General features: G+C 74.5%; 28 protein-coding genes. 14 read left to right on the top strand and 14 right to left on the bottom strand.

Translation table 11 applies throughout. From position 1 onward, the window contains the following. The first annotated feature begins 63 nt into the window (after positions 1-63). From ACK8OX_RS13585 to ACK8OX_RS13565, 5 genes are all read left to right on the top strand, one after another. Positions 64-1,068: an NAD(P)H-quinone oxidoreductase gene (locus tag ACK8OX_RS13585; protein ID WP_430664670.1), complete on the top strand. Its 1,005-nt coding sequence runs from the start codon at positions 64-66 to the stop codon at positions 1,066-1,068. Continuing rightward, a complete protein-coding gene (locus ACK8OX_RS13580; protein WP_430664669.1) occupies positions 1,068-1,262 on the top strand; it encodes a hypothetical protein in 195 nt (64 codons plus the stop codon). Before ACK8OX_RS13585 ends, ACK8OX_RS13580 begins: the two co-directional genes overlap by 1 nt. A gap of 22 nt (positions 1,263-1,284) precedes the next feature. Next, on the top strand, positions 1,285-2,637 hold the full coding sequence (locus tag ACK8OX_RS13575; RefSeq protein WP_430664668.1) for an NAD(P)H-dependent oxidoreductase: 1,353 nt from the start codon (positions 1,285-1,287) through the stop codon (positions 2,635-2,637). A gap of 71 nt (positions 2,638-2,708) precedes the next feature. Further along, complete coding sequence (locus ACK8OX_RS13570; protein ID WP_430664667.1) at positions 2,709-3,566, top strand: DMT family transporter; 858 nt, start codon at positions 2,709-2,711, stop codon at positions 3,564-3,566. A 109-nt stretch (positions 3,567-3,675) separates the two neighbouring features. Continuing rightward, positions 3,676-4,446, top strand: coding sequence for an alpha/beta fold hydrolase (locus tag ACK8OX_RS13565; RefSeq protein ID WP_430664666.1), 771 nt, complete (start codon positions 3,676-3,678; stop codon positions 4,444-4,446). Here ACK8OX_RS13565 and ACK8OX_RS13560 read toward each other — a convergent pair. From ACK8OX_RS13560 to ACK8OX_RS13525, 8 genes are all read right to left on the bottom strand, one after another. Continuing rightward, entirely contained in the window at positions 4,424-5,011 is a 588-nt protein-coding gene (locus ACK8OX_RS13560) for an HD domain-containing protein (RefSeq protein WP_430664665.1), read from the bottom strand. The genes ACK8OX_RS13565 and ACK8OX_RS13560 overlap by 23 nt on opposite strands. A gap of 85 nt (positions 5,012-5,096) precedes the next feature. Next, positions 5,097-5,999 carry a metallophosphoesterase gene (locus tag ACK8OX_RS13555; RefSeq protein ID WP_430664664.1) on the bottom strand — a complete coding sequence of 301 codons (903 nt, stop codon included), beginning with the start codon at positions 5,997-5,999 and terminating at the stop codon, positions 5,097-5,099. A 69-nt stretch (positions 6,000-6,068) separates the two neighbouring features. Continuing rightward, positions 6,069-7,094, bottom strand: a complete 1,026-nt coding sequence (locus tag ACK8OX_RS13550) for a hypothetical protein (protein ID WP_430664663.1) — start codon at positions 7,092-7,094, stop codon at positions 6,069-6,071. A gap of 52 nt (positions 7,095-7,146) precedes the next feature. Next, a complete protein-coding gene (locus ACK8OX_RS13545; RefSeq protein ID WP_430664753.1) occupies positions 7,147-7,779 on the bottom strand; it encodes a DNA-3-methyladenine glycosylase family protein in 633 nt (210 codons plus the stop codon). A gap of 53 nt (positions 7,780-7,832) precedes the next feature. After that, complete coding sequence (locus ACK8OX_RS13540; protein WP_430664662.1) at positions 7,833-9,110, bottom strand: TRAP transporter large permease; 1,278 nt, start codon at positions 9,108-9,110, stop codon at positions 7,833-7,835. Further along, positions 9,107-9,703, bottom strand: a complete 597-nt coding sequence (locus tag ACK8OX_RS13535) for a TRAP transporter small permease (RefSeq protein ID WP_430664661.1) — start codon at positions 9,701-9,703, stop codon at positions 9,107-9,109. Before ACK8OX_RS13535 ends, ACK8OX_RS13540 begins: the two co-directional genes overlap by 4 nt. A 63-nt stretch (positions 9,704-9,766) precedes the next feature. Further along, the gene (gene dctP / locus ACK8OX_RS13530) at positions 9,767-10,744 is read right to left on the bottom strand and encodes a TRAP transporter substrate-binding protein DctP (RefSeq protein ID WP_430664659.1); all 978 of its coding nucleotides are present in this window, start codon (positions 10,742-10,744) and stop codon (positions 9,767-9,769) included. A gap of 114 nt (positions 10,745-10,858) precedes the next feature. Then, positions 10,859-11,488, bottom strand: a complete 630-nt coding sequence (locus ACK8OX_RS13525; protein ID WP_430664658.1) for a TerC family protein — start codon at positions 11,486-11,488, stop codon at positions 10,859-10,861. Positions 11,489-11,756: 268 nt separating this feature from the next. Here ACK8OX_RS13525 and ACK8OX_RS13520 point away from each other — a divergent pair, with 268 nt between their 5' ends. Next, on the top strand, positions 11,757-12,008 hold the full coding sequence (locus tag ACK8OX_RS13520) for a hypothetical protein (protein WP_430664657.1): 252 nt from the start codon (positions 11,757-11,759) through the stop codon (positions 12,006-12,008). Here the strand turns inward: ACK8OX_RS13520 and ACK8OX_RS13515 are convergent. After that, positions 11,986-13,386, bottom strand: coding sequence for an L-lactate permease (locus tag ACK8OX_RS13515; RefSeq protein ID WP_430664656.1), 1,401 nt, complete (start codon positions 13,384-13,386; stop codon positions 11,986-11,988). The two genes, ACK8OX_RS13520 and ACK8OX_RS13515, sit on opposite strands and share 23 nt — an antisense overlap. A 47-nt stretch (positions 13,387-13,433) precedes the next feature. Between ACK8OX_RS13515 and ACK8OX_RS13510 the strand changes: the two genes are divergently transcribed. Continuing rightward, on the top strand, positions 13,434-13,886 hold the full coding sequence (locus ACK8OX_RS13510) for a gamma-glutamylcyclotransferase family protein (protein ID WP_430664655.1): 453 nt from the start codon (positions 13,434-13,436) through the stop codon (positions 13,884-13,886). Between the two features lie 25 nt (positions 13,887-13,911). Here ACK8OX_RS13510 and ACK8OX_RS13505 read toward each other — a convergent pair whose 3' ends face one another. Further along, positions 13,912-14,772 (bottom strand): DMT family transporter, encoded by an 861-nt coding sequence (locus ACK8OX_RS13505; protein ID WP_430664653.1) that lies wholly within the window; start codon positions 14,770-14,772, stop codon positions 13,912-13,914. A 133-nt stretch (positions 14,773-14,905) separates the two neighbouring features. Here ACK8OX_RS13505 and ACK8OX_RS13500 point away from each other — a divergent pair, with 133 nt between their 5' ends. The 3 genes from ACK8OX_RS13500 (at position 14,906) to ACK8OX_RS13490 (ending at position 18,599) form a co-directional block, all read left to right on the top strand. Then, the gene (locus ACK8OX_RS13500; protein ID WP_430664652.1) at positions 14,906-15,970 is read left to right on the top strand and encodes a ketopantoate reductase family protein; all 1,065 of its coding nucleotides are present in this window, start codon (positions 14,906-14,908) and stop codon (positions 15,968-15,970) included. Further along, on the top strand, positions 15,967-16,725 hold the full coding sequence (locus ACK8OX_RS13495) for an SDR family NAD(P)-dependent oxidoreductase (protein WP_430664651.1): 759 nt from the start codon (positions 15,967-15,969) through the stop codon (positions 16,723-16,725). Before ACK8OX_RS13500 ends, ACK8OX_RS13495 begins: the two co-directional genes overlap by 4 nt. Before the next feature lie 77 nt (positions 16,726-16,802). Continuing rightward, on the top strand, positions 16,803-18,599 hold the full coding sequence (locus ACK8OX_RS13490; protein WP_430664650.1) for an ATP-binding protein: 1,797 nt from the start codon (positions 16,803-16,805) through the stop codon (positions 18,597-18,599). 11 nt (positions 18,600-18,610) lie between these two features. On the opposite strand, the gene ACK8OX_RS13485 is transcribed toward ACK8OX_RS13490, so the two are convergent. Beyond that, a complete protein-coding gene (locus ACK8OX_RS13485; RefSeq protein WP_430664649.1) occupies positions 18,611-19,069 on the bottom strand; it encodes a hypothetical protein in 459 nt (152 codons plus the stop codon). A 106-nt stretch (positions 19,070-19,175) separates the two neighbouring features. Further along, a complete protein-coding gene (locus ACK8OX_RS13480) occupies positions 19,176-20,330 on the bottom strand; it encodes a M20/M25/M40 family metallo-hydrolase (RefSeq protein WP_430664648.1) in 1,155 nt (384 codons plus the stop codon). 113 nt (positions 20,331-20,443) lie between these two features. Between ACK8OX_RS13480 and ACK8OX_RS13475 the strand changes: the two genes are divergently transcribed. The 4 genes from ACK8OX_RS13475 (at position 20,444) to ACK8OX_RS13460 (ending at position 24,733) form a co-directional block, all read left to right on the top strand. Next, complete coding sequence (locus ACK8OX_RS13475; RefSeq protein ID WP_430664647.1) at positions 20,444-21,448, top strand: TauD/TfdA family dioxygenase; 1,005 nt, start codon at positions 20,444-20,446, stop codon at positions 21,446-21,448. Between the two features lie 51 nt (positions 21,449-21,499). Then, positions 21,500-22,231, top strand: coding sequence for an aspartate/glutamate racemase family protein (locus ACK8OX_RS13470; protein WP_430664646.1), 732 nt, complete (start codon positions 21,500-21,502; stop codon positions 22,229-22,231). A gap of 43 nt (positions 22,232-22,274) precedes the next feature. After that, on the top strand, positions 22,275-23,147 hold the full coding sequence (gene ypfJ / locus ACK8OX_RS13465) for a KPN_02809 family neutral zinc metallopeptidase (RefSeq protein WP_430664645.1): 873 nt from the start codon (positions 22,275-22,277) through the stop codon (positions 23,145-23,147). A 122-nt stretch (positions 23,148-23,269) separates the two neighbouring features. Further along, positions 23,270-24,733: a M81 family metallopeptidase gene (locus ACK8OX_RS13460; RefSeq protein ID WP_430664644.1), complete on the top strand. Its 1,464-nt coding sequence runs from the start codon at positions 23,270-23,272 to the stop codon at positions 24,731-24,733. Between the two features lie 107 nt (positions 24,734-24,840). Here the strand turns inward: ACK8OX_RS13460 and ACK8OX_RS13455 are convergent, their stop codons facing one another. Both ACK8OX_RS13455 and ACK8OX_RS13450 read right to left on the bottom strand, forming a co-directional pair. Further along, the gene (locus ACK8OX_RS13455; protein ID WP_430664643.1) at positions 24,841-25,812 is read right to left on the bottom strand and encodes a Bug family tripartite tricarboxylate transporter substrate binding protein; all 972 of its coding nucleotides are present in this window, start codon (positions 25,810-25,812) and stop codon (positions 24,841-24,843) included. Between the two features lie 40 nt (positions 25,813-25,852). Next, positions 25,853-26,890: a TauD/TfdA family dioxygenase gene (locus ACK8OX_RS13450; RefSeq protein WP_430664642.1), complete on the bottom strand. Its 1,038-nt coding sequence runs from the start codon at positions 26,888-26,890 to the stop codon at positions 25,853-25,855. Positions 26,891-26,895: the final 5 nt, after the last annotated feature.

Below are 26,895 nucleotides of genomic sequence, written 5' to 3'. Positions count from 1 at the left end.
TTGACGTGCATCGCCGCCGCGTGGTCCCTCGCGCCAGCCGGGGCCGAGGAGGGGATTGACGGCATGGTTGCGCTGCCAGCCGAGATGACGTTGATCGACCATGGCGCCGGGGGCGGGCCGGAGGTGCTGGTGCCCGCGCGCGGGCCGCTGCCCGTCCCGCGCGGGGACGAGGTGCTGATCCGCACCCTCGCGGTCGGGGTGAACCGCCCCGATGTCGCGCAGCGCAGCGGCAGCTACCCGCCGCCGCCCGGTGCCTCGCCGGTGATCGGCCTGGAATGCGCGGGGGAGGTGGTGGCGGTGGGCGCCGCCGCCGCGCGCTTCCGGGTGGGCGACCGCGTCTGCGCGCTGACCAATGGCGGCGCCTATGCCGAATACTGCACCGCGCCGGAGGCACAGACGCTGCCCTGGCCGGACGGCTACGACGCCCCCCGCGCCGCCGCCCTGCCGGAGACCTATTTCACCGTCTGGGCCAACCTGTTCGGCCATGGCCGCCTGGCGCCGGGCGAATCGGTGCTGGTGCATGGCGGCACCAGCGGCATCGGCGTCACTGCCATCCAGCTCGCCAAGGCCTTCGGCGCGACGGTCTACGCCACCGCCGGCAGCGCGGAGAAATGCGCCGCCATCCTCCGCTTCGGCGCCGATGCCGCGATCGACTACAAGGCTCAGGACTTCGCGGCCGAGGTGAAGGGGCTGACCGGCGGCAAGGGCGTGGATGTCGTGCTGGACATGGTGGGCGCGCCCTATTTCGCGCGGAACCTGCGCTGCCTGAAGCTCGACGGCCGGCTGGTGATGATCGCCTTCCTCGGCGGCCATGTGGCCGAATCCGCCGATCTCCGCCCCATCATGGTCAAGCGCCTGACGGTGACGGGCAGCACGATGCGGCCGCGCAGCACGGCGGAGAAGGGCGCGATCGCGGCCGCGCTGGAGGCGAAGGTCTGGCCGATGCTGGCCGCCGGCAAGGCCGGCCCGCACATCCACGCGACCTTCCCGCTGGCGCAGGCGGCGGAGGCGCACCGCCTGATGGAGAGCAGCGCGCATGTCGGCAAGATCATGCTGACGGTGGGCTGATGGCCGCCTGGCTGCTGCTCGGCGCCGGGCTGCTGGCGCTGGTCCTCGCGGCGCGCATCTCCGCCCCCATGGCGCGGCGCGCCACGGGGGGATGCGCGGTGCTGGCAGCGATGGCGGGCGGGCTGCTGCTGCTGCGCCGGCCGGGGCTCGGGCTGCTGCCGGGCTACGGGCAGCGCCGGTGGCGGCAGCCATGACCCTTCCTGGAGCATCCCCGCCTTGAACCTGCACCGCATGCTCCTCGCCCGCGCCGCCGAGGGCCGCCCGGTCCGCGTCGCCGTGATCGGGGCCGGCAAGTTCGGCTCCATGTTCCTGCACCAGGCGCCGCGGATGCCGGGGGTCCATGTGCTCGGCATCGGCGACCTTTCCGTCCCCCGCGCCCGCGCCGCCCTCGCCCGCATCGGCTGGGCGGAGGAACGGCACGGGGCGGCGGATCTCGACGCGGCGGCGCGGGCGGGCGGCACCTTCGTCACCACGGACAGCCTCGCCCTCATCGCCGATCCGCGCGTGGAGGTGGTGGTGGAGGCGACGGGCGACCCCGCCGCCGGGCTGCGCCACGCCCGCCACGCCATCGCGCATGGGAAGCATGTGGTGATGGTCAATGTGGAGGCCGACGTCCTCGCCGGCCCCGTGCTGGCGGCCGAGGCCGCGCGGGCCGGCGTGGTCTATTCGATGGCCTATGGCGACCAGCCCGCCCTGGTGGCGGAGATGGTGGACACCATCCGCGCCGCCGGCTTCGCGGTGGTGGCCGCGGGCAAGGGCACGAAATACCTGCCGCGCTACCATGCCTCGACGCCCGAGACGGTGTGGGACTTCTACGGCCTGACGGCGGAACAGGCGGCGGCGGGGGGCATGAACCCGCGCATGTTCAATTCCTTCCTCGACGGCACGAAATCGGGGATCGAGATGGCGGCGATCGCGAATGCCATCGGCCTCGCCCCGCCCGAGGACGGGCTCGCCTTCCCGCCCTGCGGCACGTCGCAACTGCCGAATGTGCTGCGCCCGCGGGAAGAAGGCGGCATCCTGCCGCGCAAGGGGATGGTGGAGGTCGTGTCCTCCCTGACGCGGGAGGGGGCGGAGATCCCGGACAACCTGCGCTGGGGCGTCTATGTCGTCTTCGAGGGGGAGACGGAGTACGCCCGCCGCTGCTTCGCCGAATACGGCGTCGCCACGGACGGGTCCGGGCGCTACGCCGCGCTGTGGCGGCCCTATCACTTCATCGGCCTCGAACTCGGCGTCTCCGTCGCCTCCGCCGCGCTGCGGCGGGAGGCGACGGGCAGCGCCACGGACTGGGCGGCGGATTGCGTGGCGGTCGCCAAGCGCCCGCTCCGCGCGGGGGAGATGCTGGACGGGGAGGGGGGCGGGACGGTCTGGGGCAAGTGCATCCCGGCCGCGCGGTCCCTCGCGCTCGGGGCGGTGCCGATCGGGCTGGCGCAGGGCGTGGCGCTGGCGCGCGACGTGGCGGCGGGGGCGCTGGTGACGGAAGCGGACCTTGGGCCGCGCGGCGCGGACGCGCAGGACGCGCTCGGCCTGCGCGCAAGTCTGCGGCATTTCCTGCGCGGGCCGGCGTGACGGCGCATCCGCGGGCGCCGTCCGCCTTCCCGTGCCGCGCGCGGCGCGGCTAGGGTCGTTTCACGATGCCCATGGCCTCCGCCTTCCGGCTGCTCTTCGCGGCCGTCATCCTGTTCGGCGGCGCCTGGCCGATCACCAAGGCCGCGCTCTCGGACGCGACGCCGCTTTGGTTCGGCACCGGCCGCGCGGCGCTGGCGGCGCTGGTCGCGGCGGTGCTGCTGGCGGCGCTCGGCCGGCTTCGCTTCCCGGCCGCCGAGGACCGGCGCGCCGTGTTCTTCCTCGGCCTGTTCCAGCTGGGCGGCTTCTTCGCGCTGACGCACTTGGCGGTGGCGCTGGTGCCGGCGGGGCGGACCGCGGTGCTGTCCAATGTCGTGACCTACTGGCTGATCCCGCTGTCCGTGCTTGTGCTGGGGGAAAGGGTCTCGGCCCGGCGATGGGTGGCGGCGGGGCTGGGGCTGGCGGGGGCGGCGGTGCTGATCGGGCCCTGGGCGGTGGACTGGACCGACCACGACGTGCTGATCGGCCATTTCCTGCTGGTGCTGGCCGGGCTGCTCTGGACCATCGCCATCATCGCCAGCCGGAAATGGCCGCCGAGGACGGCGATGCTGGACCTGCTGCCCTGGTGCTTCGGCATCGGCGCGCTGTTCCTGACGCCCTTCGCCCTGGTGCTGGAGCCGCAGGGCGGGGTCGGCCTGCATGCATGGCCGCACCTGCTCTACATCGGCATGGTCGCGGCCCCGATCGGCACCTGGTGCGTCATCGAGGCCGGGCGGAAGCTGCCGGGCGCGGTGGCCTCGGTGGGCTTCCTGATGGTGCCGGCCTTCGGGGTCCTGCTCTCCACCCTCTGGCTCGGCGAGCCGCTCGGCTGGGACGTGATCCTGGGAGGGCTGCTGATCGTGGGGTCGGTCGTGCTGGCAGCGCGCGGATGAGGGGTGCTGGCAGCGCGCGGATGAGGGGTGCTGGCAGCGCGCGGATGATCCCGCTGCGCCGCGGGCCGGCGCCGGGCGGGGCGGTCCAGGGCGGAGCGATGCGACGGGGATGAAACTCGCCATCACCGAGGCCGGGCAGGGCGCGGGCCCACCCGTGGTGCTGCTGCACGGCCTGCTGGGCGCGGGGCAGAATTTCGGCGCGGTGCAGAAGGCCCTCGCCGCGGCGGGGCGGCGCGTCCTCGCGCTCGACCTCCGCAACCACGGCGCCTCCCCCCACGCCCCGACCATGTCCTATTCCGAGATGGCCGCGGACGTGGCGGAGACGCTGGATGCGGCCGGCGCCCTGCCCACGGCGGTGGTGGGGCATTCGATGGGCGGCAAGGTCGCCATGGCCCTGGCGCTGGCCCGGCCCGCGGCGGTGGAACGCCTGGTGGTGGCGGACATCGCCCCGGTCACCTACCCGACGCCGCTGTTCACGCAATACCTGGCCGCGATGCGCGCCATCCCGCTGCGCCCCGGCCTGGCGCGACGGGATGCGGATGCGGCGCTGGCCGGGGCGGTGCCGAACCCGGCGCTGCGCGGCTTCCTGCTGCAGAACCTGGTCTTCGCCGCCGACCCGCCGCGCTGGCGCGTCGCGCTCGACGTCATCGCGTCGGAGATGGGATCGATCGGCGGCTGGCCGGACCCGCCCGGCCGCTACGATGGCCGCGTGCTGGTGCTGGCCGGCGACCGGTCCGACTACATCCGCCCCGACCACCACCCGCGCTTCCGCGCCCTGTTCCCCGCCGCGGCGTTCGAGACGATGGCCGCCGGCCACTGGCTGCACGCCGAGAACCCGCAGGCCTTCCTCGCCGCCCTCACGCGGTTCCTGCGGGAATAGCTTCCGCCGCCATGCGCCGGCGCGTCGCCGCGTCCAGCATGGCGCGGAGGGAGACGAGCAGCGGATCGACCGAGGTCGCGGCGCGCCCGTAATCCAGGTTGAAGCCGATATCGAGGCCCGGCGCGTTCAGTCCCTGCGTGTGCTGGAGGATGGTCTCGAGCTTGTCGAGCCCACGTGCCAGCCGCCCCTCGCGCGAGGAGCCGGTCTCGTATTCCTCCCACAGCGCCAGCAGCTCCGCCCGCAGCGCCGCGGGCAGGGGGGCGGTCAGTTCGGCCATCGCCTGCCGCTCGGCCGCTTCCTTGTCGTGGCCGGGCGTCTGCAGCGGCGCGGGCAGGTCGCCGGTCAGCGCCTCCGCCAGGTCGTGCAGCAGGCAGATCTTCAGCAGCCGCGCGGGATCGGCGCCGAGGGGCCCGGCCAGCAACATCGCCATGAGGCTGAGGCGCCACGTATGCTCGGCCGTGCTTTCCGGCCTTCCGTCGGACCCGTAGCCGGTCCGCAGCGTGCCCTTCAGCTTCTCCGCCGCGCGGAGGAAGTCCAGCACGCCTTCCAGTTCCGTCCTCGTCATCGTCCTGTCCGCAGCAAGGGAAGGACGAACGAGCGTCGCATGGAAGGGACGCGCCTGTCACCGGAATCGCAACATCAACCCTGCGCTACCCGACGCCGCCCAGGCGGACCAGCGTGATCTCCGGCGGCACGCCGAGCCGCACCGGCAGGAGGGAGGTGCCGAGGCCGCCCGAGACGACCATGTGCTTCCCCTCCTCGACCACATGTCCATGTGCGTAGCGGTTGCCGAAGGCCGAGGGCACGATGGGCGACCAGCCGCCGAGCCGCACCTGCCCCCCATGCGTGTGGCCGCAGAGCGTCAGCGCGACGCGCCCCGCCGGCACCTGCGGGAAGATGTCCGGCTCGTGGCTCAGCAGGATGACGGGGTCGCGGTCCGTCACCCCGGCCAGCGTGCGGCCGAGGTCGTTGGCGCCGAGGTAGCGGCCCTCGCCCTCGTTGAAGGCCCAGAGGCTGCCGAGGCCCGCCACCCAGAAGCCCTGCCCGCGGAAGCCGGTCTTCACCGCCGCGTTGTGCAGCACCGACAGCCCGGCATCGGCCAGCTGCCGGGCCATGCGCGGCGGGCCGCGGCGGAATCGCTGCGCCTGCGGGTCCTCCCACCAGTCATGGTTGCCGAGCACGGTGTGCACGCCGTGCGGCGCGCGCAGCCCGCGCAGCACCTGCGCCGTCTCGGCCGCGGGGATCACGCGACGGATGAACCTGGCATTGCCGAGATAGTCGCCGAGCAGCACCACCAGGTCCGGCCGCAGCGCGTTGGTCGCCTCCACGATCTCCTGCACGCGTTCCAGCGGCATGAAAGGCTCGTTGGCATGGATGTCGGAGAGCGCGGCGATGGTCAGCGCCCGGTCGGCCGGCCAGCCCGGCGGGCGCAGCCGGTATTCCGCGACGCGAAGCCGGTACGTCGGCTCGATCCAGAAGCCGTAGAGCCCGCCCGCGGCCAGCGTCGCCGACAGCCCGCCCAGCACCGTCAGCAACGCACCCCGTCGTGTCATCGGCCCCCGCCCCCTTCGCGTCCGGCGCGCATGGGGCACGAAGCGTCCGCGCGCGACAACCCGGCCCGGCTATCCCTGGGGCACCAACGGCCGGCCGAAGGCGGCCTCGATCTCCGAGATCCAGGCGGCTTCCTGCCCGTGGTAGCGCGGCGAGAGGTGGAAGGGCTCGACCCGCCGCACCCCGGCCGCCCGCGCGATGACGCCGGCGGCGGCGGTGGTCAGGTGCATCCGGTCGGCCGCGATCGCGGCATCCGCGGCCAGGAAGGGCGCCTCGATGAACAGCGTGTCGGCCCCGCGGGCGAGGTCGATGGCCGCGGCGCGGTTCGCCGGCGTGTCGGCGAAGTCGGTCAGGTAGGCGATCCGCTGCCCCGGGCTGACCCCGACGAGGTCGCGCAGCGCGCCGAGCGGGCGGCGCGGCGCGCCCCGCGCTTCCGCCGGGCGGGCGAAGACGGGCACCGGATGGTCGTCCGCCAGCCCCGCCGCCACCGCCGCCTTCAGGCCCGCGAGCCAGGGCCCGGTCGGCAGGCCCGCCGCATCCAGCCGGCTGCGCCAGACATTCAGGTGCACCGCCTCCCGCAGGGCGAAGCCGAGCGAGGGCGTGCCGTGGTCGAGCAGCGCCGCGTGCAGCCGCAGCGCACCGACGGTGAGCAGGGCGCCGTCCGGCCCCGGCGCCAGGGGCGGCATCTCCTCCGCCGCGAAGGCCGTCCGCAGGCGCAGCCGGCTGCGCGGGAAGGGCGGCGCGGGATGCACCTCCGTCACCTCCAGCACCAGTTCCGCCGCGATGCGGTCCACCAGGTTCCAGGTGTAGGACCGCATCCGGTGGTGCAGCCGCGCGGCGAGGCCCGGCGGGCCGACCAGTCGCAGCGTCTTCTCCCGCCCCACCAGCGGCCGCAGCAGCCGGTCGAGATCCGCCCAGTGGTCCATGTGGGCGTGGGAGACGCAGAGCGCCTCGACCCGCAGGAGGTGGCCGGGCGACAGGGCGGAGAGGTCGCCGCAGTCGAACAGCACCGCGCCCGGCGCGTGCATCGCCTCCACGAAGACCGCCGGGTCGCCGGTGCGGCCGTTCAGCAGGCGGGGATGCAGCGTCGGGCGCATCCGCCCCGCTTACTCCCTGCCGCGCGGGCGGGGGAGGGGTGGCGGCGCCGCCCTACTGGGGCTTGAAGCGGCTGGCCTTCGCCGCATCCGCCGCGCGCCACAGGTACCAGGCCGCGATGGACCGCCAGGGCCCCCAGGCCTCGCCGATCGCGGCAAGCTCGCGGGGCTTCACCTGGGCATCGGCCCCCGTCGCCACGCGCCAGCCCTCGCGCACGCCGAAATCGTCCACCGGCAGCACGTCCGGCCGGCCGAGGGTGAAGATCAGCAGCATCTCCACCGTCCAGCGGCCGACGCCGCGGATGGCGACCAGTCGCTCGACCAGCGCCTCGTCCTGCAGGCGGGCCGCGGCGCGGCGTGTGGGAACCAGCCCGCCCACGGACTTCTCCGCGATGTCGCGGATCGCGGCGACCTTGGCGCCCGAAAGGCCGCAGGCGCGCATCGCCTCCACCGGGGTCGCCAGCACCGCATCCGCGGGCGGGAAGTCGTGGCCCGGATGCAGCGCGATGAAGCGGCCGAGGATGGCTTCCGCCGCGCGGCCATGCACCTGCTGGTGCGCGATGGCGCGCACCAGCGCCTCGTACGGCTCGCGCCGCACCGGGCGCAGCGTGCAGGGGCCGATGCTGCGGATCACCGCCTTCAGCACCGGGTCGCGCCGCAGGTGCTTCAGCGCGGCGGGCCCGCCCATGGCGGGCGCGGCGCGCGGCAGCTTCGGCGCCAGCGCCGCCGGCCCCGCCTCGCTCACCGGAACACCAGGTGCGGCAGGGTCAGGGTGATCCAGGGAACGTAGGTGATGACCATCAGGCAGGCGAAGATGACGCCGATGAAGACCGGCAGGTAGCGCATCATGCGGTCGATGCTGGTGCCGGCCACCTGCGCGGCGGCGAACAGGTTCACGCCGAAGGGCGGCGTGATCATGCCCATCGCCAGGTTCACCACCATCACCGTGCCGAAATGCACGCCGTCGATCCCGAAGCGTTCCGCCGCCTCCTGCAGGATGGGGGCGAGCACGATGATCGAGGCCGAGGTCTCGACGAACATCCCCACCACGAACAGGAACAGGTTCACGCCGAGGAGGTAGAGCCCCGGCCCGTCGAAGGTCTCCACCAGCCAGGCCGCCGCCAGGTCCGGCACGCCCTGCCGGTTCAGCAGCCAGGAGAACAGCGCCGCGCAGGCGATGATGAACATGATGACGGCCGACGAGACGACCGACTTGCGGAAGATCGGGTAGAGGTCCCGCCAGCCGAGTTCGCGGTGCAGGAACATGCCGACCAGGATGGCATAGACCACCGCGATCACGCTCGCCTCGGTCGGCGTGGTGACGCCGCCATAGATGCCGCCGAGCACGACCACCGGCATGAACAGCGCCCAGCCCGCCTGCCGCAGCGCGGTGCGGAAGGGCAGGCGGCCTTCGCCGTCCTGCTTCCCCCAGCCGGCGATGCGGCACCACACCAGTACGGTCGCGATCAGCGCGCCACCGATCAGCAGGCCCGGCCCGAAGCCCGCGATGAACAGTTCGGGGATGGAGGTCTGGGTGGTGACGCCGTAGAGGATCATCGGGATCGACGGCGGGATGATGACGCCGAGCTCCGCCGCCGTGGCCTGCAGCGCGGCGGCGAAGGCCACCGGGTAGCCCGCGCGTACCAGCGCCGGAATCATGATGGCGCCGATCGCGAAGGTGGTCGCGACGCTCGACCCGCTGATCGCGGCGAAGATCATGCAGGTGACGACGCAGGTCGCCGGCAGCCCGCCCTGGATGCCGCCCACGAGCGACTTGGCGAAGTCCACCAGCCGGCGGGAGATGCCGCCGACATCCATCAGGTTGCCCGCCAGGATGAAGAAGGGGATGGCGGCGAGCGGGAATTTGTCGACCGCGACGAAAAGCTGCTGCGCCGCGACGATCAGCGGGAAGCTCGTGTAGCCCTGGATGCCGACGATGGCGGCAAGCCCGATGGCCACCGCGACGGGGATGCTGGCCGCGAACAGCACCAGCATCACCGTGAGCATCGCGCCGCTCATACCGCGGCCTCCAGTTCCTCGTTGCGGCGGTCCAGGAAATGCGCCACCGCGCCCACCATCGCGAAGACCGCGCCGACCGGGATCGCGGCGTAGCCCCAGGACATGCTGACCTCGAGCCCCGCCATCTCCTGGAACTGCACGCGCCCCGCCATGATCCAGCCGAACCAGAACATCACCCCCATCAGCGAGAGCGAGCAGGCCAGCGCCGCGGCCTCGATCCCGCGCTGCAGCGTGCCGCGGGCATAGCGATGCGCGACGTCGATCGACACCAGCGCCCCCGCCCGCAACGCGACCGCGACGCCGAGATAGGCCATCCACACCAGGCTGACGCGGACCAGCGCCTCGGACCAGGTGGCGGGCGTCTCCGTCGCGAAGCGGGAGACCACCTGCCACAGCCCCGCCAGCACCGCGATGGCAAGGGCCAGGCAGGCGAGGATGGAGGCCGCCCCCGTGGTGACGCGGTCGAGACCCAGCACGGCGCGGCGCAGCGCGGCGCGCGCCCCGCCGCCGGACCCCGCCCAGAGCGCCGCGGCGACGGCGGCCAGCGTCGCCGCCCCCGTCGCCCAGAGCGGCATGGCATTCATCGCGTTCATCCGCCCCCCGGACAGAGACAGCGGGCGCGGGCCGGTCCCGCGCCCCCGCTTCGCGGTGCCCTCTTACGAGCCCGGCTGCCACTCGCGGATACGGCGGAGCAGGGCGGCGTCGAGCTGCTGCTCGATCTGCGCGGCCTGCGGCGCGAGCGCCTGCTGGAAGGCGGCGTTGTCGACCGAGGTCGTCACCGTCATGCCGCGGCGGCGCAGCTCGTCGATGCCGGACTGGTCGTCGGCGGTGACGCGGGCGCGGTTGGCGTCCCGCCCGGCCACGGCTGCGGCCTGGAAGGCGGCGCGGTCGGCGGCGTTGAGGCGGTTGATGAAGCCCGGGTTGCAGATGAGGATGCCCGGCGAATAGACGTGGCCCGTCAGCGTCAGGAAGCGCTGCACCTGGTTCAGGTTGTTCGCCACGATCACCGGGATCGGGTTCTCCTGCCCGTCCACCGTACCCTGCTGCAGCGCCGGCACCAGTTCGCTGAAGGCCATCGGCGTCGGCAGGGCGCCGAGCGCGTTGAAGGCCCGCATGTGCACCGGGTTCTCCATCGTGCGGACCTTCAGGCCGCGGATGTCGGCGGGCTGGTTCACCTCGCGCCTGGAATTGGTCAGGTGGCGGAAGCCGTTCTCCATCCAGACCACGCCGACCAGCCCGCGGGAGGGGAAGCGGGCCAGCAGTTCCTGGCCGATCGCGCCGTCGAGCACGCCGCGGGCATGGGCGGTGTCGCGGAACAGGAAGGGCACGTCGAGGTTCCGGGCCTCCGGCACGAAGTTGCCGACCGGGCCGTTGGAGCCGAGATAGCACTCGATGGTGCCGATCTGCGCGCTCTCGATCGCCTCGCGCTCGTTGTCGTTGCGCTGGATGTTGACGCGGAAGCGGTTGTTGGTCGCGCGCTCGAACGCCTCCTTGATGGCGCTCGCGCCGGCGCCGTAGTGGCTGTTCAGCGGCAGCGGGTGCTGGATGGTCAGCTGGGTCTGCGCGAGGGCGGGCGCGGCGCCGAGCGGCAGGGCCAGCGCGGCGGCGAACGCCAGGCGGCGGGCGATGGTCATGGAAGCTCTCCCCAGGTCCGGGCGCCGCGACCGGCGTCCGCTGCGGAGCCGTATAGGTGAAGCGGGGGCCGGCCTTCAATCCCGCGCCGGCCCCCGCCTTCCCCGCGCCGCGCCTCAGTGCCCGTGCGGCGCCGGCAGGGGCAGGCCCAGATGCAGGGTCGCGTTCGCGATGATCAGGCCCTCCCACAGCAGCTCGATGCCGATATAGGCGATCAGCGCCAGGCCGATCCAGGCGATGAACCTGTAGCGGTCCAGCAGCCGCGCCAGGAAATTGCCCAGCACGCCCATCAGCACGATGGAGACGAGCAGCCCCGCGACCAGCATCGGCACGTTGTTCCGCGCCACCGCCGCGACGGCGAGCACGTTGTCGAGGCTCATCGACACGTCGGCGACGATGATCTGCCACAGCGCCTGGAGGAGGGTCTTCTCCTTGTGCTCGCCATGGCTCTCCTCCTCGTCCTCCTTGCCGCGAAGCTCCTTCATGAAGCCCCAGGCGATGTAGAGCAGCGCCAGCCCGCCCACGATGTCGATCCACCACAGCGTCAGCAGGAAGGTGGCGAAGATCGAGAAGACGATGCGGAGCACCGCGGCCGCCACGATGCCGAACATCACCGCCCTGGTGCGCAGCTTCTCCGGCAGGCCCGCGGCGGCAAGGCCGATGACCACGGCGTTGTCGCCGGACAGCACGATGTTGAGCCAGAGGATCTCCAGGAACTGCGGCGCCTGGGAGAGCAACGAATCCATTCCGAATCTCCAGGGGCGGCTCGACCCCTGGCCGCGTCCCTCCGCGGCGGACGCTAGGGGCGGCGCCGCGCCGCGTGAAGTTTCGGTGGAGTGTCAATGCCGCAATCATGTGACGGCGCCGACACGCGCGATCCACCTCGCGCGCCGCGGCGCGGGAATGGCGGGCCGCCCTGGCGCGGCACGCGCGGCTTGCGCCGCATCACCGGCAGGCGCAAGACGGGAAGGCAGGGCGCCCGGCCGTCCCTCGGCGCCCGGCGGAGGAAACGCCATGACCGCCACCACCGAACCCCTCGTCCTCGACCTCGTGGAATATGTCGCGGCCCGCCCGCGCCCCTATGCCGAGGCGATCGACGCGTGGCGCACATCCTGCCCCCGCCTGACGGTGTGGGAGGAGGCGTCGGAGCGCGGGCTGATCCGCTGCCATGCCGAGCCCGATGGCAGCCTGCTGGTCGCGGCGACGGCGGATGGGCGCGCGGCGCTGGCGGCCGCCGGCCGGCTCAGCGCCACAGCGCCACGCTGATCCAGCCGATCGCCAGCACCGCCGCGAGGGAGGGCGCGAGCAGCCGCCACAGCGCCGCCTGCCGCGTGCCATCCGCCAGCAGGCCGCAGACCAGCGCCGTCACCGCGAAGGACATGCCCGCCCCCGCCGCGCCGGCGAAGTTGTGCAGCGCCGGGGCGAGCATCTCCGGCAGGCCCGCGGCGCGGCCCAGCGCGGCCTGCACCGGCATCAAGGCCGCGTTCGACCCCACATTGCTGCCCGTCACCATCCCCGAGAGCAGCCCGAGCGGCGGCACGAGATAGGGCGCCGCGGGCCCGAGCGCCGCGGCGGCGGCGCCCGCCAGCGCACCCGCCACCCCCGCCCCCGCCAGCCAGCGCGCCAGCACCACGTACAGCAGCATCGCCAACGCCGGCCGCCAGGCGCGCCACAGCGCGCCGCGCGCCCGCGCCGCGCCATCCGCCCGGCGCAGCAGCAGCGCCCCGGCCACCACCCACAGCACGACGGCGACATGGGTGGCGGGGAAGCCCGGCAGGTCGGGGAAGGGCGCCCAGGCCGGCGCGCGCGCCCAGCCGCGCGCCAGCAGCAGCGCCGCGGTCAGGCCCAGATAGGGGGACATCGCCACCCCCGCCCGCCGCCAGCCCTCCGCGCCCCGTGGCGGGTCGAGCCGCCAGAGCGCGAGGAGCAGCGGCAGGCCCGTCGCCAGGATTCCCGCGACCTCGAAGGGGAACAGCGCGTGGGACGCCACGAGCAGCGCCGCGACGACGACGAGGAAGGCGGTCTGCGCCAGCCGCTCCGCCGCCGGCACCGCCACCCCGGCCGCGGCGCAGAGCCGCCACAGCACCGGGCCCAGCAGCGGCAGCCAGGCGGCGTTGGGCCAGGCCGTCGCGGCGGCGACCGCCTGCGCCGGCAGCCCGATCAGCGCGGCGCCCAGCGCCGTGCCGGGGCCGAGCCCGCCCCAGGGCACCAGCACCAGCGCCAGCAGCGCCATCGCCCCCGCCGGCGCCCCGCCGAGCCCCATGCCGCGCAGCGCCGACAGGGCGAAGACCGCGCCGACGGCAAAGCCCGTGACGCTTTCCATGAAGCCGCCCATCAGCAGGGTGGCGACGAAGATGCGTCGCGGCGCGGCCGGCGCCGCGCGGGCCGGTTCCTCGCGCGCGAGGGAGGCATGGAACAGCAGCCCGCCGGTGACCACCCCGATCGGCTTCGCCGCGAGGAAGGCGCCGCGCGCCGTCTCCTCCGCCAGGAAGGCCAGCGGCGCGGTGCCGCCGGGCAGCGACAGCAGCACGCCCGGCACCGCCGCGGCCAGCGCGGCCAGCACCGCCGGCACCGGCCCCGCCCGCCCCGACAGCAGCAGCGCGACCAGCAGCAGCAGCGGCGCGGCCTGGAGGATCAGCAGCATCGCCCCATCCTTGCTATCCGGGAACGGCGCCGGCAAGTTGCCGCCCCATGGACGATGCCGTGCTCTACGCCGCCTATGGCAGCAACCTCGACCCGGCCCGGATGCTGTCCCGCTGCGCGGGGGCCGAGGCGGCGGCGACCGGCAGCCTCGAGAACTGGCGACTCGTGCTGAACCTGAGGGCGAGCATCGTGCCCGAGACCGGCGCGCGCACGCCGGTCGCGATCTGGCGCATCCCGCTGTCCGAACTCCCCGCCCTCGATGCGGCGGAGGGCTATGCCGAGGGCAGGCCGGAGGCGATGAACACCTATGCCCGCGTCAGCCTGCCCGTGGCGGTGGCAGGGAATGAGCGGTTCATCTGCTACACCTATGTCGAGGCCCGCCACCGCCCCGGCCCGCCAGATGCCGCCTATGTCCGCCACCTGCGCGACGGCTACGCGCATTTCGGCTTCGACGCCGCGGCGCTGCAAGCCGCGCTGTCGCCCTGGCGCGCGACGGGCTGAACGGCGTGCCGGGCGGCGGCCGACGTCATCGCCGCCGCGCTTCCGCCACCGTCACCGCCAGCGCGCCGCCCAGGATGACGGCGGCGCCGAGCCAGCCCCAGGCATCCGGCGCCTCGCCGAAGACGAACCAGCCGAAGGCCGCGACCGCCAGCAGGCGCAGATACTGGAAGGGCGCGATCGCGCTCGCCTCCCCGGTGCGGAGCGCGTCGGTCACCATCCAGATGATGCCCGGCGCGATCAGGCCGAAACTGGCCAGCAGCAGCCAGTCGCCGGCCGAAAGCGGCACCCAGGCCGCGGCCGCGAAGGGCAGGGCGCCCGCCGTGGTGACGATGCCGACCCAGGCGATGACGGTGCGCGTGCTCTCCGTTGCGGTCAGGACGCGGCTGGTCAGCGTGATGCCGCACCAGGCGACCGCGGCGCCCACCGCCGCGAGGGCGCCGAGCGTGTCGATCTGCGCGCCCGGCCGCAGCATCACCGCGACCCCCACCAGCCCTGCCAGCGTCCCCGCCCAGCGCCAGCGGTCCACCTTCTCCCCCAGCACCGGGCCGGCGAGGAGGGTGGTGAACATCACGTTGGTGAAGGACAGCACCGTCCCTGTCGCGAGGTCGAGCCGCGTGAAGGAGAAGTAGTAGAGCGCCCAGGTGACCAGCGAACAGGCGCCGCGGAACAGGTGCAGCGCCAGCCGCCGCGTGCGGAACACCGCGACGCCGCTTGCCGCGATGGTGGGCGCCACCCAGACGAGCTGCCCGGCCGCGCGCGCGGCCACCTGCACCTCGGTCGGCACGCCGCGCGCCGACAGCCAGCGGATGAACAGTAGCTCCACCGCGAACAGCATCGCCGCGCCGGTCATCAGCGCGGCGCCGCGCAGGTTATCGTTCCTGTTCATCCCGTGCGGCGCATTGACGCGGCGTCTGTCCCGGCTAGCGTGGGCCGCAGGTTGGGGCGGCGCCGGGCAACGGCGCAAGCGCCCCGGGCGCATGGGCGGGTTGCGCCCTTGCGGAACGGAAGGGACGGGCAGCTTGGCGAAGGAAGCGGAACAGGCGCAGGCGCGGGACGCGGTGGACCGCGGCCCCATCCTCATCTGGGGGGCGGGCGCCATCGGCGGGACGGTCGGCGCGCACCTTGTCCGCGCGCGGCATGCGGTGGTGTTCTGCGACATCGTGGGGGACCATGTGGCCGCCATCTCGGACCCGGCGCGGGGGCTCGCCATCGAAGGGCCCGTCGCGCAGCTGAAGGTGGTCGCCCCCGCAGTGACGCCCGATGCGGTGAAGGGCACGTTCCGCCGCATCTTCCTCTGCGTGAAGACGCATGAGACGGAGGCCGCCTGCCGGCAGCTGCTGCCGCATCTGGCGCCCGACGGCTACGTGCTGTCGCTGCAGAACGGCCTGTGCGAGCGCACCATCGCCGAGGTCTGCGGCGCGGCGCGCACCATGGGCGCCTTCGTCAATTTCGGCGCGGACTGGCTGGAGCCGGGCCGCATCCTCTACGGCAACCGCGGCGCCGTGGTGGTGGGAGAGCTGGACGGTGCGGCGACCCCGCGCGCCGCGGCGCTGCACGCCCTGCTGCGCGACACCTTCGAACCCGACGCGGTGCTGACGCCCAACATCTGGGGCTTCCTGTGGGGCAAGCTCGCCTATTCCTCGCTGCTCTACATGCAGGGGCTCGCCGAGGCCGGCATCGCCGACACGCTGGCGCGACCCGAACTTCTGCCGCTGATCCGCGCGCTCTGCACCGAGGTGCTGGAGGTGGCGCGGGCGGACGGCGTCGCGCCGCTCGGCTTCAACGGCTTCGACCCCGCCGCCTTCCGCGCCGGCGCCGGCGAACAGGCGGCGCGCGAATCGGTCGCCGCGCTGGTCGCCTTCAACCGGCCCAACGCGAAGACCCACAGCGGCATCTGGCGCGACCTCTGGGTGCGCCGCCGCGCGACGCCGGCGGATGCGCAGATCGGCGCGGTGCTGCCGGTGGCGCGGGCGCATGGCATGGCCTGCCCGACGCTGGAGCGCCTGATCGCCATGATCCACCAATGCGAGCGCGGCGAGCGCCCGATGTCCGACGACAACCTGCTGGAGCTGATGCGCGGATGAACATCCGATTCGACGGGGTGACGGTGGCCGTCACCGGCGCGGGCCACGGCTTCGGCCGCGCCATCGCGCAGGGCTTCGCCGCGCTCGGCGCGCGCGTCTTCGCCTGCGACCTCTCGGCCGCCGAACTGGAGGAGACGGCGCGCGGCGGGGCCGGCATCGCGACGCAGGCCTTCGACCTGACGGCGAAGGGCGCCGCCGCCGGCTGGATCCGCGGGATCGAGGCTGCGACGGGCGGGCCCGTCGGCGTGCTGGTCTGCAACGCCGGCGGCGTGCGCGGGCAGGTGATGCGCCCGGTGGAGGAGGTGCCGGAGGAGGACTGGCACGCGATCTTCGACATCAACGCCCATGCCGCCTTCAACCTGGCGCGCGCGGTCGCGCCGGGGATGAAGCGGGCCGGCGCGGGGCGGATCGTCACCATCAGCAGCGGCGCCGGACTCAAGCCCAGCCGCACCGGCATCCAGGCCTATTGCGCGGCGAAGCACGCGCTGGTCGGGCTGACGAAGCAGCTTTCGCGCGAACTGGGGCCGCACGGCATCACGGTGAATTCCGTGGCGCCCGGCTTCGTCCTGTCCAACCCCGCTTCCATCGCGCAGTTCGAAAGCTATGGCGAGGCCGGGAAGAAGGCGATGATCGAGGGCATCGCGATGCGCCGGCTCGGCCGGGTGGAGGACATCGCGAACGGCGTGCTGTTCTTCGCATCCCCCCAGGCCGGCTGGATCACCGGGCAGATCCTGTCGGTGGATGGGGGAAGCTGACGCCAGGCGCCGGGCCTTCCCGGCCAGCGCCGCGCGGCGCCGTTCCGCCCGGCGCCGAATCTGTCTAGGATCGGCCGATGCACGATGCCGCGCCACCGCCCATGCCGGATGCGCAGCAGCCCAGGGTGCGCCCCCCGCCGCTGCGGCGGCGCGCCTTCTGGCCCCTCTGGGCCGCCTCGGTCACGCTGCCGCTCGCGCTGCTGGCCGGCGCGGCGGTCTTCGCATGGGACCGCATCCAGGATGCCGCGCGCGCCGACCTGCGCAGCAGCGTGGACATCCTCCACGAACATGCCCGCCGCGCCTTCGAGACGCAGGACACGCTGCTCGGGACCCTCCAGTGGCACACGCGCGGCCTGTCCTGGGCCGAGATCGCGGCCAGCGCGGAGCTGGCGGAGATGCTGCGCCACCTGGGGGATGTCGCGCCCGGCACGGGCAACATGGGCATGGTGGCGCCGGACGGGCGGGTGGCGCAGATCGGCGCCTCGCCCTTCCCGCCGCCACCGATCGACTTCTCCGACCGCGACTATGTGCGCCACCAGCAGGGCGCCGAGGCAGGGCCCTTCGTCTCGGGGCCGCTCACCGGCCGGCTCACCGGGCGTCCGGCCTTCAATTATTCCCGCCCGCGCCTCGGGCCGGACGGGCGGCCGGATGGCGGCACGCTCTGGACCACCTTCCGCCCGCGCGCCTTCGGCGCCGTCTACGAAGCCCATGCCGCCGGGACGCAGGACGAGATCATGCTGCTGCGCAGCACGGACGGCCTGGTGCTGGCCAGCCATCCGGAGATGCCGCCCGGCACCATCGGCCCCGCCTTCCCGCGTCAGCCCACGCCCCGCGCCCGTGGCGAGATGGCCTTTGTCGAGGCCCCGTCGCCCGCCGACGGCGAACGCCGGCTCTACGCCGCGCGCGTCCTGCCGGGCATGCCGGTGATGGTGGCGCAGGGCCTGCACCCGGACGGGCCCGCCTCCGAATGGCGGAGGGAGATGGCGGGCATGTCGGCCGTGGCCGCCACCGCGATGCTGGTGCTCCTGTGGCTGACCTGGCTGGTCCGCAGCAGCGCCCGGGCGGAGGCCCTGGCCCTGGCGCGCGGACGGGCCGAGGCGGAGCGCCGCGCCGAGGCCGAGGCCGCTTTGCGCCAGCGCCAACGCCTCGGCGTGCTGGGGGAGGTCGCGGCCGGCGTCGCGCATGACTTCCGCAACACGGTCCAGGCCGTGCAGGGGGGCGTGGTGCTGGCGCGCAAGGCGGTCGATGCGGGGGATGCGGACCGGGCGCGCAGCCTGCTGGCGATGGTGTCCGAGGCCGCCGGCCGCGGCGCGGCCCTGACCGAGCGAATGCTGCGGTTGGCCCGGCGCGAGGAGCCGGCGGAAGCCGGCCGCCCCGCCGGCAGCCTCAACCCCGCCGCGGTGCTCACCGCCGCGGCCGAGCTGCTCAGCCGCACCCTGCCGCCCGGCTATCCTGTGACGCTCGAGATCCGCCGCGAAGGGCTGCCCGCCCGCGTGAATGGCGACGCGACGGAGCTGGAGGCAGCGGTGCTGAACCTGGCGCTCAATGCGCGCGATGCCATGCCGGACGGCGGGAGCATCGCGATCCGGCTTGATGCGGGGGCGGGGGGCGCGGCAGGGGACGGGCCCAGCCCCGCCGAGGCCCGCATCACCGTGACCGACAGCGGCACGGGGATGGACGAGGAGACGCTGAAGCGCGTCAGCGAACCCTTCTTCACCACCAAGGCGCCGGGCAAGGGCACCGGGCTGGGCCTCGCCTCGGTCCGTGCCTTCGTGCTCCGGGCCGGCGGCAGCCTGCGGGTCGAGAGCGATGGCCCCGGGCGGGGCAGTTCCGTCACGCTCCGGCTGCCGGCGGCAACCCCGCCCGCGGGCTGAAGGCGCGGCGCCTACCTCACGCCCGGGAAGGCCCGCGCGGCGCGCTCCTCCGCCTCCATCTGGCGGCGGCGGGCATCGGCCATCCGCGCCTCATGCGCCGCCATGCTGTCCGGGGACCGGCCGGCCTGCGGGCCGGTGCCGGTACGCGTGCGCCGCGTCGCCTGGCCGGCCTCGGCCTGCGCGCGGTGCTGCGCGACGCGGCGCTGCTGCTGCTGGGCCTGCTGGCGCTGCGCCGCCTGCGACTGGCGGCGCAGCTGCTGCGTGCGGGTCTGCGGCGCCTGCGGCGTGGTCGCCTGCAGCGACGCGGCGGGCGCACCCGGCGCGTTGTGCAGGTCCTGGCGCATGTCTGGCCGCTGGCCGTGGATCTGCCCGGCCCCCATGCCCGTCATCGGGTTCGACTGGGCCGTCGCCAGCCCCGGAAGCCCCAGCCCCAGCGAGAAAGCCAGCGCCATGCCAGCCATGAACCTCATGCCCCGCACTCCCGTCCGTCATGCCGAAGCCGGACCATAACGCGAGGCGCGCGGACTGGGCAGCCCGTCCGTTCCGATCGCGGCATGAGGCGCTGTCTCTGGCGTGTCAGGCGAGCGTCGCCAGCAGCCCCGCCATCAGCCGCGCGCGCGGCACCAGCGTGCCGACCACGATGTGCTCGTCGAGCGTGTGGGCGCCCGCCCCGCCGACTCCGAGCCCGTCGAGCGTCGGGATGCCCATCGCGCCGGTGAAGTTGCCGTCCGACCCGCCGCCCGAGGACTGGTGGGAGATGTCGAAGCCGATGGCGCGGGCCAGGGTGCGGGCGTGGTCGTACAGCGCCATCACCCCCGCATCCGGTTCCCAGACCGGGCGGGTGACGCCGCGCCTGACCTCGAGCTGCACGTCGGGCACGGAGGACTGGAGCGCCAGCATCCGCCCCACCCCCGCATCCAGGTCCGCCTGGCGCTTGGCCATGGACAGCACCTCCAGGTCGCAATGGGTGGCGACGCAGTTCACCCATTGCCCGCCGCGGATGACGCCGGCCGAGAAGGTGCAGTCCTCCGTCGTCATCGCCTCGATCGCCAGCACCTGGCGGCACATCTCGCGGATGGCGCTGCGCCCTTCGGACAGCGTCCAGCCGGCATGGCTGGGCCTGCCGGTGGCGCGCAGGTTGAAGCGGGCGATGGCGTAGCGGCCGCTGACCACGCCGCCATCCGGCCGCGCCGGTTCCGGCACCAGCACGAAGCGGGCGCGGGCGGCCTCCGCCTCGATCAGGTCGCGCGTCGAGGGGCTGCCGACCTCCTCGTCGCCCGTCAGCAGGAAGGTGACGGGCAGCGGCGTGGACAGGCCGGCGCGCAGGATCTGGCGCATCGCCTCCACCGCCAGGTAGGTGCCGCCCTTCATGTCGAAGATGCCGGGGCCGCGCACCGTGCCGCCATCCCGGCGCCAGGGCAGCCTTTCCAGCGTGCCGACGGGATGGACGGTGTCGAGATGCGCCATCACCAGCACGCCCGGCGCGGCATCGCCCGCCGGATGGGGGAAGCGGGCGCGCACGCAATCCCCGAAGCCCATCCGGCCGGGGATGCGCTCCACCCGCGCGCCGAGCAGCGCGAGTTCCCGCCCCGCCAGCGTCATCATCCGGCCGACCGCGGCGGCGTCGAAGGTCGGGCTCTCGCATTCCACCCAGGGGCGCAGCCCCGCCAGGATCGCCTCCGTGTCGAAGGGCAGGTCGAGGGCGGGGTGGCGGGTGGTGGCGGCGTCCATGCGGCGGCTCCGGACTGGTCCGCGCCAGCCTGCGCAAGCCCCGGCGGCTCGGCAAGGGGGGCGCCTGCCGCCCCGGTATACCGGCCCCCCCGCGGGCTGGTAGCCTGGGGCGGATGAGTGACACCCCCCCGACCTTCCGTCCGCGCCTCGCCCCCCAGGCCGGCCCGGCCGCCTGGAGGGCCAGCGAATTGCGGCCCTCCGACTGGATGATCCCCCTCGGCGCCGAGGATGCGGCGGAGCTGGAGGCGGCGCTCGCCGCGCTTGGCGGCCGCGCCCCCGCCGCCGCGGCCGAGGTGCCGCTGCCGCGGCTCGGCGCCGTGCTGCGCCAGGCGGCCACCAGGCTCGACACCGGGCGCGGCTTGGCGCTGCTGCGCGGCCTGCCGATCGACCGGCTGGGCGAGGCGTTGCAGGAGCCGCTGCTGACCGCGCTCGGCGTCCATCTCGGCCGCGCCGTGCCGCAGGGGACGCAGGGGGAGGTGGTGACGCGTCTGGCCAGCCCTGCTTCCGGCGCCGCGCGCTGGCGCTTCCATGCGGACGCGGCCGATGCGGTCGCGCTGCTGGTGCTGCGCCAGCCGCCCGATGTCGACCCGGTGATGCTGGTCGCCGCCGCGGCGGTGCAGAACGAGATGCTGAAGCGCGACCGCGCCGCGCTGGAGGTGCTGCACCGGCCGCTGCCGCATGTGGTCCCCGCCGCGCCGGGGGCGCCGCCGCGCGTCGCCGACCTGCCGGTGTTCAGCACCGCGTCGGGCGCCTTCGTCGGCCGCTACGCCCGCGACGCGATCGAGGCGGCGCAGCGCCTGCCCGAGACGCCGCGCCTGACCGCGGCGCAGGTCGAGGCGCTGGACCTGCTGGACGCGATCTGCGCCGAACCCGGACTTGCGCTGCGGATGGAGGTGCGGCCGGGCGACGTGCTGCTGTTCAACCCCCTGCAGGTCTGGAAGCGCCGCGCCGAGATGGCCGAGGGTGCGGAAGCCGAGGCGACGCGCGTCGCGCTGCGGCTGCTGCTGGTCACGCCGACCTCCCGCGCGCTGCCGCAGGGCCTCGTGCAGCTCGGCGCGGCGGAGGAAGGCGGCGCGCGCGGGGGCGCGACGGTGGCGGGCGGCATGGTCGGCGGCTGATTCGCCGCTCAGGCGATTCCGCCTCGGCGGATCAGGCGCTAGGCTGCGCGCATGCGCATCCTCGTCGCCAACGCCAACACCACCGAAGCCATCACCGAGGCCTGCGTCGCCGCCGCGCGCGCCGCCGCCGCGCCCGGCACCGTGATCCTCGGCGCCACGCCCGCCTTCGGGCCGCGCGTGATCTCGACGCGGGCGGAGAACGCCATCGCCGCGCATGCGCTGCTGGAGACGCTGGCCGCGCATGCGGGCCGCGTCGATGCGGTGGTGCTGGCGGTCAGCCACGACACCGCGCTCGACGCCGCGCGGCAGCTGATGCCCTGCCCCGTGGTGGGGATGACGGAAGCCGCATGCCTGACCGCCTGCACCCTGGGCGGGCGCTTCGCCATCCTCACCCTCGGCCAGGCGGTGCCGTACGAGGAACTGGTCGCGCGCCACGGCCTTGCCGCGCGCTGCGCGGGCGTCACGGGCCTGCCGATCACCCCGCCGCAGGTGCTGGAGGACCCCGCCGCGGCGCGGCGCGCCCTGCTCGGCGCGGTGGAGGCGCTGGCCGAGCGTGCGGATGCCGTCGTGCTCGCCGGCGCCGTGCTGGCGGGGATGGACCGCGTGCTGCAGCCGCAGGCGCGGCTGCCGCTGCTCGACGGCATCGCCTGCGCGGTGAAGCTGTCGGAGATGCTGGTCGCGCTCGGCCTGCCGAAGCCCGCCGCCGGCAGCCATGCCGCCCCCCGCGGGCGGGAGGCGATCGGGCTCGCCGCGCCGCTGGCGGCGCTGCTGCGCGGAAACTGACCGCCCCCGCCTCACGTTCCACCGCCGGTCTGGAGGAACGGCGATGCGGCTTGGTGGCGGACGGGAAAGCCGGAACGTGGAGGACCGCCGCGGCGGCGGCGGCGGGTTCGGGCGCGGCGGCCTTGCGGTCGGCGGCGGGATCGGCGGGGTGGTGCTGGCGCTGCTCGCGCTGTTCCTCGGCGTCGATCCCGGCGTGATCATGTCCGGCGACCCGGGCGGCGCGCCGCCGGCCGCGCAGGGCGGCGGCGGCCCGGCGCGCCAGCCGCCGGCCGATGATCCCGCGGCCCGCTTCGTCTCGCGCGTGCTCGCCGAGACGGAGGATGTCTGGACGCCGGCCTTCGAGCAGATCGGCCGCCGCTACGAGGCGCCGCGGCTCGTGCTGTTCTCGGGCGCGGTGCAGAGCGGCTGCGGCGTCGCGGAATCGCAGGTCGGCCCCTTCTACTGCCCGCCCGACCGGCGCGTGTACATCGACCTCGAATTCCTCGCCGACATGCAGCGGCGGCTCGGCGCCACCGGCGACTTCGCGGCCGCCTACGTCATCGCGCATGAGGTCGGGCATCATGTGCAGAACCAGCTCGGCGTGCTCGGCCGCGTGGAGAGCCTGAAGCGCCGCGCGGGCGAGCGGGAGAGCAACGCGCTGCAGGTCCGCGTCGAGCTGCAGGCGGATTGCCTGGCCGGCGTCTGGGCCCGCCGCGCTCAGGAAGCGCGGCAGATCCTGGAGGATGGCGACATCGAGGAAGGGCTGAACGCCGCCGCCGCGGTCGGCGACGACCGGCTGCAGCGCCGCGCCCGCGGCACGGTGGTGCCGGAGAGCTTCACCCATGGCAGCTCCGCCCAGCGCGTGCGCTGGTTCCGCAACGGGCTCGAAAGCGGGCGGATCGAGGCCTGCGACACCTTCGGCGCGCAGCAGCTCTAGCCCGCGATCGTCCTGAGTGGGCACGCCGCAGGCGGGCATACGAAGGGCGGGAATCGCCAGGCCAAAGGGCGCTGCCCCCGCCCCCCTGGCCAGCCGGGTCGTCCCGACCCTAGGCTCGGCCCATGCCGCGCATCGCCGTCGCCCGCCTCTGGTTCGAGGGCAACTCCTTCACCCCGGTCCCGACCGGGCTGGCCGAATTCCACGCCCGCGAATGGGTGGCGGGGCCGGAGGCGCTGGCGCGCTATGCCGGCACCGCCACCGAACTCGGCGGGCTCGGCGCCTTCCTCGCCGGCCGGCCGGGCTGGCGGGCGGAGGTGCTGCGCTGCGCGGCCGCGCAGCCCGGCGGCAAGATGACCGCCGAGGCCTACGATGCCTGGATCGCCGAGGTGCTGGCAGGCCTGCGCGCCGGCGCGCCCTGGGATGGCGTCTATCTCTCGCTGCACGGCGCCTGCGTGACGGAGGACGACGCGGAGGCGGACCTCACCACCCTGCGGCGGGTGCGCGCCGCGATCGGCGCGGTGCCGCTCGTCGCCAGCTTCGACTTCCACGGCAACATGGCGGAGGAGATGGCGACGCTGCTGGACGGCGCGAGCGTCTACCGCACCTATCCGCATGTCGACATGGACGCGACGGCGACGCGCGCGCTGGCGCTGCTGGAAGGCGCGATGGCCGGGCAGCGGCTGCACGGCGCCATCGCGAAGCGCCCCTTCGTGCTGCATTCCTTCCAGATGCGCTCCGCCGAGGGGCCGATGGCGGAGGTCTGGGCGGAAGCCGCGCGGCTGCAATCCGGCGCGGTGGCGGAAGCCGCGCCCTTCGGCGGCTTCGCCTGGGGCGACAGCCCCCATGCCGGCCCCTGCGGCATGGCCTGGGCGACGGAACCCGCTGCGGCGCGCGACGCCGCCGAGGCGGTGGCCGCAGCGATCGAGGCGCGCCGCGCCCGATTCGTCGTCTCGCTCCCCGCACCGGCGGAGGCGCTGGCCCGTGCGCTCGCTGCGCCGCCCGGCCTCGTCGCGCTGCTGGACCCCGCGGACAACCCGCTGTCCGGCGGCGTCGCGGACACGCCGGCGCTGCTGCGGCTGCTGGTGGAGGCTGCGCCGCCGGTGCCGACGGTCTTCGCCTTCCTGCACGACGCGGCCGCGGTGGCGCGCGCGCGGGCGGCTGGGCAGGGGGCATCGGCGTGCTTCGCGCTCGGCGGCCGCACCACCGACACCTTCGGCCCGCCGGTCGAGGTGACGGCGGCGGTCGAGCGACTGACGGAAGGGCGCTTCGCCAACACCGGCCCGATGGAGCGCGGCGCGCCGGTCGATCTTGGCCCGACGGCGGTGCTGCGGGTGGGGGAATGGCTGCGCGTCATCGTCACCAGCCGGAAGGAGGCGGCGGTCGATCCCGCCTTCTTCGAACTGCACGGCATCGACCTCGGCGCGACGCGGCTGCTGGCCAACAAGGCGAAGAACCACTTCCGCGCGGCTTTCGCGGGGCGCTGCGCCGCGATTGTCGAATGCGACTGCCCCGGCCCCGCCGCGCTTGCGCTCGGCACGCTGCCCTTCCGCTTCGTCCCCGCCGCGGCGCGGACCGGCATCGCTTGACGAAGGTGGGGCCTGGGCGCGGCTACCCGGCATCCGCGGGCACCCAAGGCGATGCCGACGGTCATCGGACATGACCGTCGGCAGGAAGGCACGAAGGGTGGTGCCGTTCAGTCCAGCCGCGCGCCGGACAGGCGGACCACCTCGCGCCACTTCTCGTTCTCCTCGCGGATGAACGCCTCGAACTCGGCCGGGCCCAGCGGCCGCGGCTCGGCGCCGATCTCGCGCTGGCGGGCGATGACGGCGGGATCGCGGGAGATCTCGACGATGGCGCCGGCATAACGTTGGAAGGCCGCCTGCGGCATGCGCGCGGGGGCCTGCACGCCGAACCAGGCCACCGCCTCGAAGCCGGGGATGCCGCTCTCGATCACCGTCGGCACCTCGGGGAAGGAGAACCAGCGATCGCGCGAGGTGACGGCGAGCAGCCGCATCCGCCCGTCGCGGATATGGGGGATGTAGGCGGGCAGGTTGTCCACCGCGACCTGGAGGTTGCCCGAGATCAGGTCCGGCACCACGCCGCCGGTGCCGCGATAGGGAACATGGGTCAGGTCGATGCCCGCGCGCACCTTCAGGTATTCGCCCGACATGTGCCCCGAGGTGCCGTTGCCCGGCGTGCCGTAGTTCAGGCGGCCCGGATTGGCCTTCGCATAGGCGACGAGTTCCGCGAAGGTCCGGGCGGGCACGTTCGGATTCACCACCACGCCGTTGGCCACCAGGTTCACCAGCGCCACCGCCGCCAGGTCCTCCTGCCGGTAGGGCATGCGGCTGTAGAGGAACTGGTTGATGCTGGCGGTGCCGATGGTGCACATCAGCAGCGTGTGGCCATCCGGGTCGGCCCGCGCCACCATCTCCGCCCCCACATTGCCGCCGGCTCCCGGGCGGTTGTCCACCACGACGGGCTGGCCGAGGATCGGGCCGAGGCGTTCGGCGATCAGCCGGGCGGTGAGGTCGGTGGCGCCGCCGCCCTGGAAGGGCACGACGAGCCGCACGGGACGGGTCGGCGCCCAGGCCTGGGCCAGGCCCTGGGCGGCGAAGGGAAGGGCAAGCGCGGTGCCGAGCAGCGCGCGGCGGCGGAACGTCATCGACGTGGTCTCCCTGTTGTGAAGTCCTGGGGGCGGCGCGTCACGCCGCCACCGCGCTCCGCCCCGGCATGGCGCCGCCGCGCAGCGCGCCGGCGCGGACATCGCCCCATTGCCCCGCATGGCCCGCCGGCAGCGCGCGGCTGATCGGGCTGGCGAGCCAGATCCGCAGCAGCACCCGCCGCGCCCCCGCCGTCGCGTCATCCGCATAGGCCGTGCGGCCGTGATAGGTGACGTGCTGGTTCATCAGCTGGATCTGCCCCGGCTCGAAGGGCATCTCCACGCAGAGCTCCTCCGCCAGCGCGGCCAGGGTGTCCATCGCCTCCACCTGGCGCGCCGTCAGCGGCGGCACGCCGGGCATGCCCTGCGCCATCTCGACATAGGTGCGGCTGTACTGGCTGGTGAAGGCGCCGTCCGGCCCGCGCGCGAAGACCGGCATGGGGAAGGGGCGGCTGGCCATGCCCTCCCCCTCCTCGTCGGCCGGGCGAGCGCGCCAGAACTCCCCGTGCAGCACCTCCAGCAGGTCGGGCCGGCGGCGCGCCATCTCGTCCTGGACCGCCACCGTGGAGACGATGCGCGAGACGCCGCCCGCGATGCCGTTCGACGCGCAGAGCAGGGCGAGCAGGTCGCACTTGTCCGTGTGGAAGCGCAGCGGCCCGGTGGACCGGCTGCGCGCGCGCGCCGACCCGCTGGCCACCGCCGCGCCCATCCCCGTCTCGTCCTTCACCTCGGCCAGCACCTCGCCGGTGGTGTTCTGGGGCAGCGGCGTGCCGAGATGGCACATCAGCCCCCAGAAGACCCGCCGGAGATCGTCGGCCGGGTAGCGGGCGGGATCGAGCCCGGTGAGCCGCACCAGGCCCCGCCCGTGCTCCAGCTCCTCCGCCACGGCGCGCAGGAAGGCGGCGGTCGCGGGCAGCGGGAAGTGGCGCGCATCGAAGCGCGGCACCCCCCGCGCGCCGAGCCCGGCCAGCGCCGCGTCGATCTCCGCCAGCGCGTCCCCGGGCAGCGCCATCACCCACGACCGGTCGGCCGCCAGCTCCGCGCCCGTCCAGGCGGCGGGGCCGCCGATGATGCCCGGCACGGCGC

The sequence above is a fragment of the Falsiroseomonas sp. CW058 genome (assembly GCF_050563535.1).
Lineage (GTDB): Bacteria > Pseudomonadota > Alphaproteobacteria > Acetobacterales > Acetobacteraceae > Falsiroseomonas.
The sequence above is the reverse complement of the archived record's forward strand: the minus strand, read 5'-3'. Positions and strand labels throughout refer to the sequence as shown.

Bases quoted from the DNA above. Each gene is read 5' to 3' on its own strand.
- ACK8OX_RS13510 (WP_430664655.1), top strand. From the start codon at position 13,434: ATGGACGATGCCGTGCTCTACGCCGCCTATGGCAGCAACCTCGACCCG.
- ypfJ (WP_430664645.1), top strand. From the start codon at position 22,275: ATGCGGCTTGGTGGCGGACGGGAAAGCCGGAACGTGGAGGACCGCCGC.
- ACK8OX_RS13475 (WP_430664647.1), top strand. From the start codon at position 20,444: ATGAGTGACACCCCCCCGACCTTCCGTCCGCGCCTCGCCCCCCAGGCC.
- ACK8OX_RS13455 (WP_430664643.1), bottom strand. From the start codon at position 25,812: ATGACGTTCCGCCGCCGCGCGCTGCTCGGCACCGCGCTTGCCCTTCCC.
- ACK8OX_RS13550 (WP_430664663.1), bottom strand. From the start codon at position 7,094: ATGCGCCCGACGCTGCATCCCCGCCTGCTGAACGGCCGCACCGGCGAC.
- ACK8OX_RS13555 (WP_430664664.1), bottom strand. From the start codon at position 5,999: ATGACACGACGGGGTGCGTTGCTGACGGTGCTGGGCGGGCTGTCGGCG.
- dctP (WP_430664659.1), bottom strand. From the start codon at position 10,744: ATGACCATCGCCCGCCGCCTGGCGTTCGCCGCCGCGCTGGCCCTGCCG.
- ACK8OX_RS13565 (WP_430664666.1), top strand. From the start codon at position 3,676: ATGAAACTCGCCATCACCGAGGCCGGGCAGGGCGCGGGCCCACCCGTG.
- ACK8OX_RS13520 (WP_430664657.1), top strand. From the start codon at position 11,757: ATGACCGCCACCACCGAACCCCTCGTCCTCGACCTCGTGGAATATGTC.
- ACK8OX_RS13545 (WP_430664753.1), bottom strand. From the start codon at position 7,779: ATGGGCGGGCCCGCCGCGCTGAAGCACCTGCGGCGCGACCCGGTGCTG.
- ACK8OX_RS13525 (WP_430664658.1), bottom strand. From the start codon at position 11,488: ATGGATTCGTTGCTCTCCCAGGCGCCGCAGTTCCTGGAGATCCTCTGG.
- ACK8OX_RS13485 (WP_430664649.1), bottom strand. From the start codon at position 19,069: ATGAGGTTCATGGCTGGCATGGCGCTGGCTTTCTCGCTGGGGCTGGGG.
- ACK8OX_RS13540 (WP_430664662.1), bottom strand. From the start codon at position 9,110: ATGAGCGGCGCGATGCTCACGGTGATGCTGGTGCTGTTCGCGGCCAGC.
- ACK8OX_RS13505 (WP_430664653.1), bottom strand. From the start codon at position 14,772: ATGAACAGGAACGATAACCTGCGCGGCGCCGCGCTGATGACCGGCGCG.
- ACK8OX_RS13580 (WP_430664669.1), top strand. From the start codon at position 1,068: ATGGCCGCCTGGCTGCTGCTCGGCGCCGGGCTGCTGGCGCTGGTCCTC.
- ACK8OX_RS13490 (WP_430664650.1), top strand. From the start codon at position 16,803: ATGCACGATGCCGCGCCACCGCCCATGCCGGATGCGCAGCAGCCCAGG.
- ACK8OX_RS13515 (WP_430664656.1), bottom strand. From the start codon at position 13,386: ATGCTGCTGATCCTCCAGGCCGCGCCGCTGCTGCTGCTGGTCGCGCTG.
- ACK8OX_RS13570 (WP_430664667.1), top strand. From the start codon at position 2,709: ATGGCCTCCGCCTTCCGGCTGCTCTTCGCGGCCGTCATCCTGTTCGGC.
- ACK8OX_RS13585 (WP_430664670.1), top strand. From the start codon at position 64: ATGGTTGCGCTGCCAGCCGAGATGACGTTGATCGACCATGGCGCCGGG.
- ACK8OX_RS13535 (WP_430664661.1), bottom strand. From the start codon at position 9,703: ATGAACGCGATGAATGCCATGCCGCTCTGGGCGACGGGGGCGGCGACG.
- ACK8OX_RS13560 (WP_430664665.1), bottom strand. From the start codon at position 5,011: ATGACGAGGACGGAACTGGAAGGCGTGCTGGACTTCCTCCGCGCGGCG.
- ACK8OX_RS13470 (WP_430664646.1), top strand. From the start codon at position 21,500: ATGCGCATCCTCGTCGCCAACGCCAACACCACCGAAGCCATCACCGAG.
- ACK8OX_RS13495 (WP_430664651.1), top strand. From the start codon at position 15,967: ATGAACATCCGATTCGACGGGGTGACGGTGGCCGTCACCGGCGCGGGC.
- ACK8OX_RS13460 (WP_430664644.1), top strand. From the start codon at position 23,270: ATGCCGCGCATCGCCGTCGCCCGCCTCTGGTTCGAGGGCAACTCCTTC.
- ACK8OX_RS13480 (WP_430664648.1), bottom strand. From the start codon at position 20,330: ATGGACGCCGCCACCACCCGCCACCCCGCCCTCGACCTGCCCTTCGAC.